Origin of the sequence: Bacillus sp. FSL W8-0645, from assembly GCF_038007905.1 — a bacterium.
In the GTDB taxonomy this organism is placed as follows: Bacteria; Bacillota; Bacilli; order Bacillales; family Bacillaceae; genus Bacillus; species Bacillus pumilus.
In genome coordinates this window covers 3,325,272-3,340,923 of record NZ_JBBOYC010000001.1, presented here as the reverse complement: position 1 = coordinate 3,340,923, position 15,652 = coordinate 3,325,272, and the positions used below count along the sequence as shown (strand labels likewise).

Here is a 15,652-nt window from a genome sequence, read left to right as displayed (position 1 = left end):
ACTTTCAGACCGTAGACAAACCCCACCTTTACTTCAAGTAAAAGTGGGGTTTTCACTTATTTCGATAAAATCTATCTGATTTCTTACTCTGGACATGGTTCTTTCCATGTCCAGTTTGCAAATTTTTTAAGATTCATGGCAGCAAAAGTAAGCATCGCTTGCATTGAAACTTTTTTTAGTCCACGAAGTTTCGTCCAACGCATACCATGCTTTTCTTTTGCATCCGCAAAGACGCGTTCTATTGTTTCTTTCCGTTTTGCATAGATGTCCTTATTCATTTGTGTGAGTCTCAGATGGTCTGCTTCATCTAGATAGTCCTGCCAAATATGCCGATGAATTTGTTTGGTATGATTTTGACTTTGTGTACAGTTATCTAGAAATGAGCAGGACTTACATACCTCTGAAACGGACGCATATTGTTTATAACCTTCTCTAGTCGTTGTACGATAAGAAAGAATTTGCCCGTTTGGGCAAATGTAACAATCAAAATGTTCCATACACATATTCATTCTTTTTCAAGTAACCAGCTTTTGTTCTCGGATGAGTGTAAGGCATGACAGGTCTTATCTCTTGATCCATTAAAAACTTGGCGATGTAAGGTGTTTTATATCCAGCATCTACTTGCAACTACATTTGGTTTTCCGACTTTCTTTGTCACCTTTGATACGAGTGAATCTAACATACGACTATCATGAACATTTCCACCAGTGACCAGTGATCCTAAAATAAATCCTTTTGAATCACAAGCTGTATGAAATGAATAAGCAAATAACTTTTCACGTTCATCCTTTACATAGTAGCCACTCTCTGGGTCAGTTGTACTGACCTTGATTTCTTTTTCCTTTTCTTTATTCTGTAGGGGGAAGGGTTTTTTCCATGTTCTTCACGATCAATATTGATCTCCTCATGAAGCTGATTTTGATAACTTCTTGTTTCTACTCGAACGATTTTCTTTTCAAGTTTTTTCTTATTAGCGTTCGCTTTTACATGGGTTGAATCAATGAAGGCGATAGAAGGGTCAACGAGACCTTTTTTCATCGCTTCTCTTAAGATTCGGTAAAAAATTTGTTCGAATAAATCTGTATCGTGGAAGCGTCTCACGTAGTTCTTACCGAAGGTAGAAAAGTTCGGAATTTTCTCCGAAAATCCATACCCAATAAACCAACGATAAGCCACATTGGTTTCGATTTCTTTAATGGTTTGACGCATGGAGCGAGCCGAATAGATATTGAATCAAAACCATTTTAATGAGAACAACGGGATCCACACTTGGTCTACCGTTATCAGAACTATAATGATCTTTGACGAGATCATAAACGAAATCAAAATCGATCGCTTGATCAATTTTTCGTACAAGATGATCTTCAGGCACTAATTCATCTAAAGCCACTACTTCTAATTGATTTCTTCTTTCTTCTTCACGTTTCGATAACATGTTCATCCCCCACAGAATTGTGTTATTACCCTTATTATATAAAAAAGCTTGTAGACTTTGTCTACAAGCTGAAAGCTGCCGATTCCGGCAGCTTTTTTTAATTCACTTCTTCTTTTTCGAGAAGCTGTTTCATAAATGGAATGAGTTTCTTTTTCAGATCCTCATCTTGAAGGGCAAACTCGAGAGTCGTCTCGATGAAGCCTTGCTTCTCACCAACATCGTATCGTTTTCCTTCGAAATCATAGGCGAATACACGCTGGATATCATTCAGCTTTTGAATGGCATCTGTCAGTTGAATTTCCCCACCTGCACCAATTTCTTGCTGATCAAGGTACATAAAGATCTCTGGCGTGAAAATGTAACGTCCTAATATTGCTAGATTGGATGGTGCTGTACCTTGCGGCGGCTTTTCCACAAAGTTTTTCACTTGGTAGCGGCGTCCTTCTTGTGTAAGAGGGTCGATGATCCCGTAGCGATGCGTATCGCTGTCTGCTACCTGCTGAACACCGATCACAGATGAAAGGGTCTTTTCGTATTCATCCATCAGCTGGCGAAGCCCAGGTGTTTCGGCTTGAACAATATCATCACCTAATAAAACGGCGAAAGGTTCATCACCAATAAAGTTGCGTGCGCACCAAACGGCGTGTCCCAGTCCTTTAGGTTCCTTTTGACGTATGTAATGAATGTCAGCAATGTTAGAGGATTTTCTCACCTTTTCTAGAAGCTCGCTTTTCCCTTTTTCCTCTAGGTTGCGCTCTAGCTCTGGTGCAAAATCAAAATGATCCTCAATGGCTCTTTTTCCTTTTCCAGTGACGATAATAATGTCTTCAATTCCTGATTCAACAGCTTCTTCAATAATATATTGAATGGTTGGTTTATCAACGATTGGCAGCATTTCTTTAGGCATAGCTTTTGTTGCAGGGAGGAAACGTGTCCCAAGACCTGCAGCTGGTATAATGGCTTTACGTACTTTTTTCAATGAACTTTGCACCTTCCTTACATAGATAAACGATTTAATCACTCAATGTTTGTTCTTGGTCATCTGTTTAAAGTGTAACTTACAAATCATAGGAAAGACAAATGATTTCACTAAAATGAATTTTAGATAATTCATATTTTATATGTTAAATGTAAAGGAAAGAGAAATTTAACGTTAATTCAATGTAAATTTCTTTTTTTATACCATTAAATTTATCCTCCAAATTGTGTATAATTGAAAGTACTATACTAGGAAAGAGGATTAAACAAGTGAAAAAACTAAATGTAATGACTATTTTCGGTACTAGACCTGAAGCGATCAAAATGGCACCACTTGTCCTTGAATTAAATAAACATCCACAGATAAATTCGATTGTCACTGTGACAGCCCAGCACAGAGAAATGCTTGATCAAGTTCTTGAGGCTTTTTCAATTACGCCAGATCATGATTTAAACATCATGAAGCAGCGCCAGACATTATCTGAAATCACATCAAATGCACTGTTAAAGCTAGACCAATTATTCCAAGAAGAAAAACCTGATATTGTCCTAGTCCATGGGGATACTACAACAACCTTTGCAGGAAGCTTGGCAGCATTTTATCACCAAATTTCAGTTGGGCACGTCGAAGCAGGATTGAGAACACACAATAAGTATTCGCCTTTCCCAGAGGAATTGAACCGTCAAATGACAGGCACTATTGCCGATATTCATTTCTCTCCTACAGAGGAAGCGAAGCAGAATCTTTTAATTGAAAATAAAAAAGAAGAGACCATTTGTGTGACAGGGAATACAGCGATTGATGCCCTGCAAACTACAGTTACTGAGCATTATCAGCACCCTATTTTAGAGAAAATAGGCACGGATAAAATGATTTTGTTAACGGCCCACCGCAGAGAGAATCTCGGCCAGCCGATGAAAAATATGTTTAGAGCCATTAGACGTGTTGTAGAAGAGTTTGAAGATGTTCAGGTCGTTTATCCTGTTCATTTAAACCCTGCCGTACGTGATGCAGCTCAGACAGAATTTAGCGGTCTCGATCGTGTACACTTAATTGAACCGCTTGAAGTCGTTGATTTCCATAACTTTGCTGCCGCTTCGCACTTTATCTTAACGGATTCTGGCGGTGTACAAGAGGAGGCGCCTTCTCTAGGGAAGCCAGTTTTAGTGCTCCGTGATACAACAGAACGTCCAGAAGGCGTGAAAGCCGGCACACTTAAGCTTGCAGGTACGGATGAAGAGACCATTTACAAAATGGCTAAAGAGCTGCTAGTAGATCAGAAGGAGTATGACAGCATGTCGAAGGCGTCTAACCCTTATGGTGACGGACAAGCATCGAGACGAATTGTCGAGGAGCTCCTCCATCGATTTGGATTAAGTGAAGAAAAACCTGCCCCATTTAAATCATAAAAAAAGAAGACAAAGAGCTAAAATAAAAACCATTTTAGCCCTTTGTCAACAATCTGAAGACTACAGTCATGTAGTCTTTTTTTACTGCTCCAAACTGTCCTTCAATTCCTTCTTCACTTTAGCCAAACTGCTATCATCAAGCTGATAATAATAGATATTATTGATGCGTGCTCCCGTTCCTTTCAGCTCGTGCTGCTTCACACGCTGTCTTGCGTCACGGTAGTCATTCATCATCGTCCACATATCATCAAATGACATGTTGGTCTTCATATTGTTTTCCACGACTTTGAACATATCGCCGAACTTCGTAATAGATGAAATGTTTGCCCCTTTAGCAATGATGCCTTCAATGACTTGACGCTGCCTTTGCTGACGTCCGAAGTCACCCTTTGGATCTTGTTTTCTCATTCTTGTGTAGGCAAGGGCTTGATCGCCATTTAGATTAATTTCTCCTGTACCAAATGAATGACCATCATAGCTGAAAGCAAATGTGCTGTTCACTGTAATACCACCAACTGTATCGACAATATCCTTAAAGCTTTCCATATTGACTTTCACGAAGTAATCAACAGGTACATCAAGCAATTCCTCTACAGTATCAGCTGCCATTTGTGTGCCGCCGAATGCATAGGAGTGGTTAATTTTATCCATTGTGCCTTTTCCGACAATTTTCGTATACGTATCACGCGGGATACTCACCATCTCAGTCGTTTTGGTTTTTGGGTTAACGGTCATGTATATTAATGTATCCGCACGGCCTCGGTCATTTTTTCTTTCGTCAACACCCATGACTAAAATAGAAATCGGGTCTTTCTTATTTAAATCGACATCTTTGTCACGCTTATCTGACTTCTTTAAATTCTCCTGAATGCCTGCCACGGTTGAAGCTGCTGTATTCCAAAGATGATATGCATATCCGCCAGTTGCTAATACGAATAAGCCAATAATCGATAAAACAATCCAAAGAACCTTTTTCTTCTTTCGTTTTCTTTCAGCTCTCATAATGTCCCTCACCTTTTCTATGATTCTTCCATGATTATAGGTTTACGAATCTTGATAAACAAGTTATTTTTTTACTCTGAACCTATATATAGACGTTGTAACAAAAAAAAGGTTTCAAAAAACCTTAAATTTACCTTAAAATATTAAGTTATAAGACGATACAAAGACATGAGGTGAAAAAAATGAAGAAAATCGTCGTTTTACCGTTCTTAATACTACTACTTGGTATCGTGCTCACAGCATGTGGAACGGCTGAGCAGTCCTCGGGAGAAAACAACACAAGCAGTTCAACTCCTCAGGTGCTGGAAGAAAAAGCTGAATTTATTGGAATGGCTGATGCACATACAGTCGAAGTGAAAAAAGTGAATACGACCTTAAGCTATGAATTTACGGATAATTTTAAAGATGTGTTAAATGAATTCAAACCAGGAGACAAAGTAGAAATCTCTTACTTTATCAATGACAGTGGTCAAAAGGAAATTCAAAAGATTGAAAAACAGAAGTAAAAAAGATGGGCGGGATGAATAAAATTGAAGAAAATGATTTTATCAATTATTGTACTTTTTATGTTGACAGTTTCTCTTCAACCAATGCAAATGTTTGCGTCAAGCTCTGTAATTTCAGTTAAATTGTCAAATTACGTGGGTAATGAAAAAAGTTTAAGCGTATCCACTACTGGTGCTTATAAAGTAGTTGGTAACAATGTCTCAACAGTCCAACGATATGCTGGTAAGACTTTATATGATACTGCTAATCTCATTGCTTCGAATGGTTGGAAGAAACCTGCAACAATAGTTGTTGTAAATAAAGATGCATTTTCAGATGCTATCTCAGTCGCACCACTGGCTTATAAATTAAATGCACCAATTCTTTATACAGAAAAATCAGTTTTAACTAAGGCGACAGAATCACAAATAAAAAAAATGAATCCTGATAATATATTAATTATTGGTGGAACTTCTGTTATATCAACAAAAACAGAAACAGCCTTAAAGAAATATGGAAAAATCAAGAGAATTAGTGGGGCTACTCGATACGATGTTTCCAAAAATATTGCTAAGGAAATGGGTACATATAGTCAGGCAATTGTGGTAACTGGAAGAGTTTTTGCAGATGGAGCAGCTATTGCACCTTATGCGGCTAGGAATGGTTACCCAATCTTACTCACACCTAAATCTAAGTTGCCTAATTATTCACTTCCTAAAAAAGTAATGATAATTGGTGGAGAGAATGCAGTAGGTAAAAGTGTGGAAAAACAAATCAAAAAAACATCAAGTGTTACACGTATTGACGGAATGACTCGATATGATGTTGCTGCAAATATAGTTAAGAAATTAAATATGGGAGCAAAAAAGATTTACTTAGCAAGAGGCTCATCCTTTTCAGATGCAATTCCGCTTTCGTTAATAGCTGCAAAGAATAATAGCCCTATGGTGTTAATTAAAAAAGATGATATAACGACTCCTGTAAAAAACATTCTCAAAGAAAAAGGAACATACTCATTTCACATAGCTGGTGGAACGGGTGCCGTAACGGAAAAGGTTCAAAAGAAATTAGCTAATGAATTTTATCTTCAAACAAACACACCATACCAATTGAATATTTCTAACGGAAAAATTTCATTAAAAGGCATAAAGACGTATAACAATGTAAGAGTTGTTCCTGAGAAATATTCAACGAGTAATATCCTTCAAATTGCAGGGAAGCCGTACTTAGGCAACGTCAACTTTGCAATTGAATCAGGTTATATCAGGCCGACTCTCGAAAATATCCCATTTGAAGACTATCTAAAAGGCGTGGTACCAAATGAAATGCCTGCAAGCTGGCATGTTGAAGCGCTAAAAGCACAGGCAGTGGCCGCTAGAACGTATTCAGTGAAAAGTATTGGAAAAGTCGTACCTGATACAACTGCCTTCCAAGTATATGGAGGATATAACTGGTACACGAATTCGACAAAAGCTGTCGATGCCACAAAAGGGAAAGTACTGAAATACAACAATCAGCTCATTTCAGCCACCTATTATTCTAGTAATGGCGGATATACAGAGGCAAGTGAAGAAGTGTGGGCAAATGCACTGCCGTACTTAGTGGCCAAAAAGGATACAAAAGATCCGGTCAATGCATGGACACTAAAACTCTCTAAAAAACAGCTAGGCACCACATTGACTGCTAGCACAGCAGCATCTCAGTGGTCTAAGGCAAAAGAGACAAATGCAACGGATCTTGCTGGTCTCAAATCATGGCTGCTCAAAAACAAAGAAACAGCTGCATCTGATATGAAGATTGCATCCATCTCAAGCCTGACGTTCTCAGGAAAAACAAAAGGCCAACGTGCGAAGACGGTATCAATCAAGCTGACATATCATCTGAAAAATAAAACAGGCACATATGCAGTAAACAAAAATACAACGGCAAGTATGAAGATGACCGAGTTTAGATCCATCATGGGCGCAACAAAGGTGAAAAGCACATTTGCGTCAGTCAAAAACAATACAAATGACTTTACGATTTCAGGAAAAGGATATGGTCACGGCATTGGCATGAGCCAATACGGTGCCAAAGCTAGAGCAGAATCTGGAAACTCATATTCTTCCATACTTTCGTTCTACTATCCAGGTACAAATCTAACAAACTATTAACAGGAGGAGAAGATTATGAACGCTACTATTAGAGCTTTTTTTATCAGTTTATTAGTGCTGTTTATGTTTACTCCAACTATATTGGCTGATAATGCTGTAACGAAAATAGATGGCAGTACACGTTATGCAGTAGCAGTAAATGCAGCCAAAACAGGTTGGAAAACAGCTGATACAGTTGTGTTAGTTGGGAAAACGGCATATGCTGATGCACTTACTGCAGTGCCTTTTGCATATCAAAAAAACGCACCAGTTTTATTTACAAATAAAGACACATTGTCTGCAGCGACCAAAAAAGGTTTGAAAGATCTAAAAGCAAAAAAGGTTATTATCATTGGTGGTGGAAACACAGTTTCTAATAATGTTGCAACTACAATGAAAAAAATGGGTATTTCTGTAACGAGAATTTATGGCCAAACTCGCTATGATACAGCTTCATTAATTTCAAAACAAATGAGGAGTTCAAGTGTCGCAATAGTTGCAAATGGTTTTTCATATGCAGATGCAGTAGCAATCTCTCCGTATGCTGCTAAAATGGGATATCCAATTTTGTTAACAAACGATAGAAGTTTAGTTAAAGTTACAGCATCAACTATTAAAAGTAGAGGGGTCAAACAAACTATTGTAATCGGTGGAGAATCAAGAATTAACAGAACGACATATAATCAGTTGCCTTCTCCAACTCGTGTTGGTGGTGCAACTCGTTATGATACGGCAGCAAGTATCGTAAATAAATATAATATGAGTACAAGTAATACTTATCTCAGTAACGGTTTTGCATATGCTGATGCTGTAACAGGCGCAAGTATTGCAGCTAAAAAGGGAAAAGCATTCTTGTTCACAAATAAAAAAAGTCTACCCGTTGCAACTAGAAGTGCGATAGGTAATAAAAAAATAAATAGTTTTAGTACAATTGGCGGTACAAATGTAATCTCAACAAACGTTTTAGCACAATTGAAAAACCCTGTCGTCGGGAAAAAAGTATTCATTGACCCAGGTCATGGCGCACATGATTCAGGAGCTGTAGGCTACGGGTTATATGAAAAGAACTTGAATTTAGATGTAGCCAAGCGTTTAAATACGAAATTAAACAACGCGGGTGCACTTGTTACCATGTCAAGAACATCAGACACATTTGACAGTCTTCAAACACGAGTGAGCAAAGGTGCGTCAGCAAATGCAGATATCTTCATCAGTGTCCATGCAAACTCAAATGATAACAGCAGTGCAAACGGAACAGAAACGTATTATGACAAAACATATGCGTCTGCAAACAGCTTGAAGCTTGCGCAAAACATTCAGCCGAAAATGGTCAGTGCACTTGGTACAAGAGACCGTGGTGTGAAAACAGCTGGATTCTACGTGATTAAATATTCTAAAATGCCGAGTGTTCTTTTAGAAACTGGTTTTGTGTCAAGTCCAGTTGATTCAAACATCTTGAAATCGGCTACGTATAAAGATCGTTTAGCGTCAGGCATTTCAAGCGGTGTGTCAGGTTACTTTAGATAAGAAAATACAAACATGAGGGGTGCCTCAGATACTCCTCTTAGGCTGCTCGAGAACGTCTCTCGGCAGCCTTTTTTCAAAAGTCTATGAAGTGATCGGGTCATCAATAATGTGTCAAGTTAAAAATACATTTCATTTCTAGTTATCTTTGTTATAATTGAAACATAAAAGGTGAATGGTTTACGCGTGAATCTAAGCGACAGCCAATCGACAAATCATGAAGAGGTGACAATTTTGAAAAAATTAATCACAATGCCGTTCCTAGTATTGCTTCTAGGTGTACTACTCACAGCATGCGGCACAACAAATCAATCAAGCGACAACAATAAGGATGACAGCAAAAAGGAAACAACCGAAGCAGCTGATCAAAAGAAAGAAAATGCTTCAGAGAAAAAGGAAAAAACAGAAGATCAGTCATCAAATGAAAAAGCAGATGATCAAAGCAAAGAAACAGTTGCTCCAAAAGAAGAGCAATCTGGTCAATCTGATGAAGAGGCAAAAGACAGCTCAAGTAAAGAAATCACAAAAGAAGAACCTACTAAGGAACAATCAAAAACTGATTCTAAAACAAAGAAAGAATCAACAACAAATAAGAAAAATGAAGTCACCAAGGAAGGCACATATGTCGGCTTGGCTGATGGACATACCATTGCTGTGAACATTGATGGCAAAGAAGTCGCTATTCAATTCGGAAATACGTTTTCTAAACAAGTGAACAGCTTAAAAGAAGAATCAAAAGTGAAAGTCACTTATACAAAAGATGCAAACGGAACCCTTCGATTAAAAACGATCGAATCTGTTAAAGCAAAATAAAGAAAAGACCCGGAGACCCGCAGAATTGCGGGTCTTTTTTACGTTGAAAAGGGCATAACTTGATATAAGTGCACATTCTTAACACAGTTTTACAAGACTTAACAGCGCATTTACATTTGCTTAATGTTGCTCTGCTAAACTGACTTTCATAGAACATCTCTTTACACAACAACTACTTTGAATGGTGAGGTGCAGGTCAGTGAGTGCAGAGAAAGCGATGAATCTTTATAGGGAATATGAAGTGAGACGAAACCACTCTTTTGCTTTAACAGAACATATGGTTCGTTATTTATTTGCAAAACGTTTCATAGATTTAATGTTCTCGTTCATCGGATTGATGTTGAGTACGCCAATCATTTTGCTGTTTGCTCTTTTGATTAAGCTGGAAACACCGGGACCAGCCTTTTATATGCAGGAGAGGGTCGGGAAAGACGGTGTTTACTTTAAATTATGGAAGCTCAGATCGATGAGAACCGATGCTGAAAGCGGAGGAGCGAAATGGGCACAAAAAAACGACCCACGTATCACCAAAGTGGGAGCCTTCATTCGTAAAACAAGAATCGATGAACTCCCTCAATTCATCAACGTGTTAAAAGGAGAAATGAGTATCGTAGGTCCGCGTCCGGAAAGACCGATGTTTACCGCAGAATTTAATCGGACGATTCCAGGTTTTACGAAAAGATTAACGGTCAAGCCGGGACTGACAGGTCTTGCACAAGTAAATGGAGGATATGAAATGAGTCCAAGTGAAAAATTAACACACGACTTACATTATATTCAAAACTTGACATTTTCTCTCGACACGAAGATTATGGTAAAAACGTTAAAAGTCATCATGACGGGTGACGGAGCCAGATAAGTAAAGTAGGGAAGAGAAATGGCAAGTATGAAAAAAAGCATGCTAGGCGGGGCAAAATGGACAAGCTTGTCCGCATTCATCATTACGATCATCCAAATTGCACAGTTCGCCTTTTTAGGGAATGTGATGTCACTGAAGGAGTTTGGACTCGTTGGCATGATCACAACTGTCACAATATTTACGCAGATTTTACTTGATCTAGGGATCGGGGCAGCGATCATCCAAAAGGAACAAACAACAGAACGTCAATTATCCACATTATATTGGATCAACTTACTCACTGGAGTTGTCTTATTCTGTTTACTCATTCTAGTTAGCCCGATGATTGCCGCCTTTTATAACCGGCCAGAGCTGGAGGGGTTGCTGAAACTATTATCAATCATGTTTTTGATTGCTCCTATTGGCCAGCAATACCAATACATGATGCAAAAGGACCTAGCCTTTAAAACATTAAGTGCCATTGAAGCCGTTGCAACCATGATATCGCTGATTGTTTTACTCGCTTTGGCCTTCTTCATCAATCCGATTGTTGCCTATGTCATTTCTCAAGTGCTGCTGCAATCAGGAAAAGGGCTTATGTATGCCGCAGCTTATTGGAAGAAGTGGCGCCCAGCACCTGTTTTTGCATTAGGAGAAGTGAAAGAATTTTTCTCATTTGGTGCATTCCAGCTCGCATCCAGACTAGTCAATCGAGCAGGATCGAACATAGACATGATTTTAATCGGCCGGTTTCTTGGAGCAGAAGCGTTAGGTATTTATAGCTTGGCGTATCAAATCGTGACGATCCCCGTGCTGAAGATTAACCCAATCGTGACGAGAGTGGCTTTCCCGGTTTTCGCAAAAAGTCAGCGTGATCACTCCATGCTGCGAGAGGGCTTCCTCAGTATGACGAATATGCTCGCATTGATTAGCTTTCCGTTATTAATCGGTCTTGCTGCCGTATCAGATAGCTTTATAGAAGTAGTGTTTGGCGAGAAATGGCTCGTAGCTGTTCCGGTTCTTAATATATTGTGCATTGTCGGACTTCTGCGTGTGCTGATGAATCCAAACGGGTCAATACTTCTTGCAAAGGGGAGAGCGGACTTAGCCTTTTATTGGGATACGGGGATGCTTCTTGTGTATGGATGCGCCTTATATGTAGGTGTCAGCACAGGCAGTCTGCTCACAGTAGCTTGGGTTTACTCAGGTGTCAGCCTGCTCAACTTCATTGTCGGCAGATGGCTCATGGCGTATGTCATTCAGCTAGATATGAAGGTTTATTTGAAATCACTTGGCAAGCCTGCTGCTATGACGCTATTGATGGCCGCCTGTGCGGTAGCCCTCCATCAAGGGATGAAGCTGACGTCAGCCGACATTTTCCTTCAATTAGGATTGACGATTTGTGTCAGCGCAGCATTGTATGGCTTGCTGCTCATCAAAATGTATCCGCAGGTTGCAGGCAAATTATTGAGAAGAGGTCGTTCGTCATGAAGGTGCTATGGCTGACAAGTGTATATCCTAGTGAAAAACATCCAAGTGAAGGCGTATTCCATGAAACGCAAGTGCAGGAGCTGCTCAAACAAGGAATACAAGTGACCGTCATATGTCCCAACCCGGTCAATCCACCGGTTTTGCGGATGCTGAAGGCGTCCTATCGGCAGAAAAAAGATCTGCCCGAGCAGGAAGTGAGAAACGGAGTGACCGTATACAGGCCGCCCTATACAGCGCTCCCTGGACAGCTGAAATGGGCACAGCCGAGTAAACGAATAGCTTCTACAGTTCTCAGCGCCATGCAGCGTTATCAGCTGTCACCAGATTTTATCCATGCGCACTTTGCGATGCCATCTGGCGGAGCGGCGGCTGTGATTCAGAAAAAAACGCAAATTCCTTATCTTTTGACCTTACATGGCAGTGATGTGAACGTGTATCCGAGCTATAGCAAAGGGGCACATGCAGCCTTTGAAACGGCGGTGAAACAGGCATCTGCTGTTCTGACGGTGAGCGAGGAGCTTGCTAAAAAGACACATGACATGACAAAGGTAGAAGCGAAATGCCTCCCGCTCGGTATTCCGCTCCAGTCATTTTCTAAAACGGAAGAAGATCAACAAGGCATCAGGAAAAAGTTAGGCTTACCCCTTCACGACAAGCTCGTTGTCTTCGTCGGACGATTAGTCAAAGAGAAGGGCTTACTTGAATTAGCTGATGCTGTCAGCGGCTTGGATGGTGTGAAAGCAGTTTTTGTTGGAAAAGGCCCCCTTGCAAAGGAGCTCACAGAACGTGCTGGAGCATCCATTCTACTCCCAGGGCAGGTGCCGAATGATCAGGTGAAAGACTATTTAATAGCAGCCGATTTGTTTGCACTCCCATCCTATAGTGAAGGAATGCCAACCGTCGTTCTGGAGGCACTCGCTTTAAAAGTACCTGTCATTGCGACAAGAGTCGGTGGTCTCCCAACCTTATTTTCTAGCTATCAACACCTCCTCGTTGATCCGCATTCGGTAAATCAGTTAAAAGAGGCCATTCACGCCTACCTTTATGAAAATAGATGGAATGAGCAAGTGAAAAACGATCTTTATCAAATCGTTCATACAGAATATTCATCAGCAAATAATACGAAGCAGCTCATACAGCAATATGAAAAGGTGCTTCATCAATCAAGATCCATCGTTTAAACAAGATGAAATGTGCAAAGAATGATAGATAGATAAACAGCTTGGAACGGACAATATGCTTTTACTGAGAGGATGAAAAATGTTGAAGAAAATTGCTGTGATTGGAACAGGGTATGTCGGGTTAGTATCGGGTACTTGTTTTGCTGATATCGGAAATCGTGTCATCTGCTGTGACATCGATGAATCAAAAATCAACAGCTTAAAAAGTGGTGTCGTTCCCATTTATGAACCGGGTTTAAAGGAATTGATTGAAAAAAATACGGAAGAAGGAAGACTGTTTTTTACAACCAATATTCCTGCTACTATCCGGGAATCAGAAATTATCTATATTGCTGTAGGGACTCCGATGACAGCACAGGGGGAAGCAGATTTAACGTACGTGAAAGCTGTCGCTCAAACAATTGGTGAACATCTAAATGGCTATAAAATCATCGTCAATAAAAGCACAGTGCCCGTTGGAACAGGCCGGCTCGTTCAAGCCATTGTCGAAAAAGCATCGCGCAGTAAATACCCTTTTGATGTCGTATCCAATCCAGAGTTCCTCAGAGAAGGCTCTGCCATCCAAGACACGATGAATATGGAGCGGGCAGTAATCGGCTCAACAAGCACCCATGCGTCAACCATCATCAAAAGATTGCATGACCCGTTTCAAACAGAGGTTGTGGAGACCAACTTAGAAAGTGCTGAAATGATTAAGTATGCTGCAAATGCCATGCTTGCCACAAAAATCTCATTCATCAATGACATTGCGAATATTTGCGAGCGGGTGGGCGCTGATGTTGAAAAAGTTAGCGAAGGCGTTGGATTAGACAGCCGCATCGGGCATAAATTTTTAAAAGCGGGCATTGGATTTGGGGGTTCTTGTTTCCCGAAAGACACGATGGCTCTTCTCAAAATTGCCGAAACAGCCGGCTACCGGTTCAAGCTGATCGAGTCCGTGATTGAAACGAACAATCACCAAAGAGCGCACCTTGTCAGCAAACTGATGAGTGTATTCGGTGATATTAGAGGAAAAACCATCTCTGTTTTAGGTCTCGCATTCAAACCGAATACGAATGATATGCGTTCTGCACCTGCATTAGACATTATCCCAATGCTGAGAGAGCTAGGTGCTTTTGTGAAGGCCTATGATCCGATTGCTTATGTAGAAGCAGAACGAGAACTTGGCCCGCAGGCTGTCTTCAGTAATGACCTGTATGAAACAGTAAAAGATACGGATGCTTGCCTCATCCTAACAGAATGGGATGACGTACAGAAGATGGATAAAGATCAAATCAAGCAGCTGCTTCGTTCACCGATTGTAATTGATGGAAGGAATTTGTTTGATCCAGCAGAAATGAAAGAGAGAGGATTTATTTACCAGTCTATCGGCCGCCCAGGCGTATGGGAAGCAGAATTGGTATCAAAGGCACAATAACAGGGGGAGCTTGGATGAAGAAAGTATTGGTTACTGGGGGAAGCGGATTTATTGGATCACACACGGTAGAGGCTTTACTAGAAAAAGGCTACGAGCCCATCGTTCTTGATAACTTTTCAACTGGATCTCGGGAAAATATTGACCACCTTTCCGTTCAATGCATTGAGGCAGATGTCACAAAATCAGAAACGGTCGATTTGATCAAACAAATAAGACCGGATTATATCATTCACCTTGCAGCACAGGTGAGTGTCGCCGTTTCCGTTCAGAATTTCGTTTATGACGAAGAGGTCAATATCAAAGGGTCTCTGAATGTCATGAAAGCAGCTGCTGAAACGGGGGTGGAGAAAGTGGTATTTGCCTCATCAGCAGCTGTCTATGGAGATCCAGTGTATTTGCCAGTAGACACCGCTCACCGGCTAAAGCCTGGTTCGCCTTATGGTTTATCGAAACTCACAGTAGAGCGATATTTAGAAATGGCAAAATCACTGTATGATGTGGACTATTGTATTCTTCGGTATAGCAATGTTTATGGTCCGCGACAAGATGCACTTGGCGAAGGCGGGGTTGTCTCTATTTTCTCTGATAAGTTTGCAAAGGATGAGGCTCCTTTCATTTTTGGAGACGGGGAACAAACACGAGATTTCATCTATGTAGGTGATCTAGCAGCAGCGAATGTTGCGGCTTTAACAGCTCAATCAAACGTTTGTTTAAATATTTCATGTGGTGTTTCGATCACTGTGAATGAGCTATTTCAAACGATGAAGCGAGTGACGAGGTCGCATCTTGAACCAATTTATAAGCCGCAGCGTGCAGGAGATATTGTGCATAGTACATTGGCAAATGAGGAAACGAAACAAGTCTTAGCATGGGAGCCTGTTGTGAGTTTACAGGAAGGTTTGGCTCGTACCATTTCCTACTATGAACAGGAAGTCAAGGCTTAAT

Annotated in this window: 12 protein-coding genes and 1 pseudogene; 10 read left to right on the top strand and 3 right to left on the bottom strand. The window is 40.3% G+C overall.

What is annotated here, in order from left to right; all coding sequences use genetic code 11:
* Window positions 1-83: 83 nt before the first annotated feature.
* Together NST39_RS17370 and galU are read right to left on the bottom strand one after the other, a co-directional pair.
* Window positions 84-1,435: pseudogene (locus NST39_RS17370) on the bottom strand (IS1182 family transposase).
* 97 nt (window positions 1,436-1,532) lie between these two features.
* Entirely contained in the window at window positions 1,533-2,414 is an 882-nt protein-coding gene (galU, locus tag NST39_RS17365) for a UTP--glucose-1-phosphate uridylyltransferase GalU (protein WP_034660174.1), read from the bottom strand.
* A 269-nt stretch (window positions 2,415-2,683) separates the two neighbouring features.
* Here galU and wecB point away from each other — a divergent pair, with 269 nt between their 5' ends.
* Entirely contained in the window at window positions 2,684-3,823 is a 1,140-nt protein-coding gene (gene wecB / locus NST39_RS17360; RefSeq protein ID WP_106067045.1) for a non-hydrolyzing UDP-N-acetylglucosamine 2-epimerase, read from the top strand.
* Between the two features lie 81 nt (window positions 3,824-3,904).
* Here wecB and tagU read toward each other — a convergent pair whose 3' ends face one another.
* Entirely contained in the window at window positions 3,905-4,825 is a 921-nt protein-coding gene (gene tagU, locus NST39_RS17355; RefSeq protein ID WP_044140056.1) for a polyisoprenyl-teichoic acid--peptidoglycan teichoic acid transferase TagU, read from the bottom strand.
* A 182-nt stretch (window positions 4,826-5,007) separates the two neighbouring features.
* On the opposite strand from tagU, the gene NST39_RS17350 reads away from it, so the two are divergent.
* The 9 genes from NST39_RS17350 (at window position 5,008) to NST39_RS17310 (ending at window position 15,651) form a co-directional block, all read left to right on the top strand.
* Entirely contained in the window at window positions 5,008-5,331 is a 324-nt protein-coding gene (locus NST39_RS17350; protein ID WP_003212891.1) for a hypothetical protein, read from the top strand.
* A gap of 24 nt (window positions 5,332-5,355) precedes the next feature.
* Window positions 5,356-7,464 carry a SpoIID/LytB domain-containing protein gene (locus NST39_RS17345; protein WP_341029488.1) on the top strand — a complete coding sequence of 703 codons (2,109 nt, stop codon included), beginning with the start codon at window positions 5,356-5,358 and terminating at the stop codon, window positions 7,462-7,464.
* Window positions 7,465-7,479: 15 nt separating this feature from the next.
* Entirely contained in the window at window positions 7,480-8,970 is a 1,491-nt protein-coding gene (locus NST39_RS17340; RefSeq protein ID WP_341029485.1) for an N-acetylmuramoyl-L-alanine amidase, read from the top strand.
* A 222-nt stretch (window positions 8,971-9,192) separates the two neighbouring features.
* The gene (locus NST39_RS17335) at window positions 9,193-9,780 is read left to right on the top strand and encodes a hypothetical protein (RefSeq protein WP_408732768.1); all 588 of its coding nucleotides are present in this window, start codon (window positions 9,193-9,195) and stop codon (window positions 9,778-9,780) included.
* A gap of 199 nt (window positions 9,781-9,979) precedes the next feature.
* Window positions 9,980-10,639: a sugar transferase gene (locus NST39_RS17330; protein WP_003213432.1), complete on the top strand. Its 660-nt coding sequence runs from the start codon at window positions 9,980-9,982 to the stop codon at window positions 10,637-10,639.
* Window positions 10,640-10,657: 18 nt separating this feature from the next.
* Window positions 10,658-12,109, top strand: a complete 1,452-nt coding sequence (gene tuaB / locus NST39_RS17325; protein WP_341029483.1) for a teichuronic acid biosynthesis protein TuaB — start codon at window positions 10,658-10,660, stop codon at window positions 12,107-12,109.
* Window positions 12,106-13,290, top strand: a complete 1,185-nt coding sequence (gene tuaC / locus NST39_RS17320) for a teichuronic acid biosynthesis protein TuaC (protein ID WP_341029482.1) — start codon at window positions 12,106-12,108, stop codon at window positions 13,288-13,290. The genes tuaB and tuaC overlap by 4 nt, the downstream gene beginning before the upstream one ends.
* A 79-nt stretch (window positions 13,291-13,369) precedes the next feature.
* Window positions 13,370-14,707, top strand: a complete 1,338-nt coding sequence (gene tuaD / locus NST39_RS17315; RefSeq protein ID WP_341029480.1) for a UDP-glucose 6-dehydrogenase TuaD — start codon at window positions 13,370-13,372, stop codon at window positions 14,705-14,707.
* 14 nt (window positions 14,708-14,721) lie between these two features.
* The gene (locus NST39_RS17310) at window positions 14,722-15,651 is read left to right on the top strand and encodes an NAD-dependent epimerase/dehydratase family protein (RefSeq protein WP_003212787.1); all 930 of its coding nucleotides are present in this window, start codon (window positions 14,722-14,724) and stop codon (window positions 15,649-15,651) included.
* Window position 15,652: the final 1 nt, after the last annotated feature.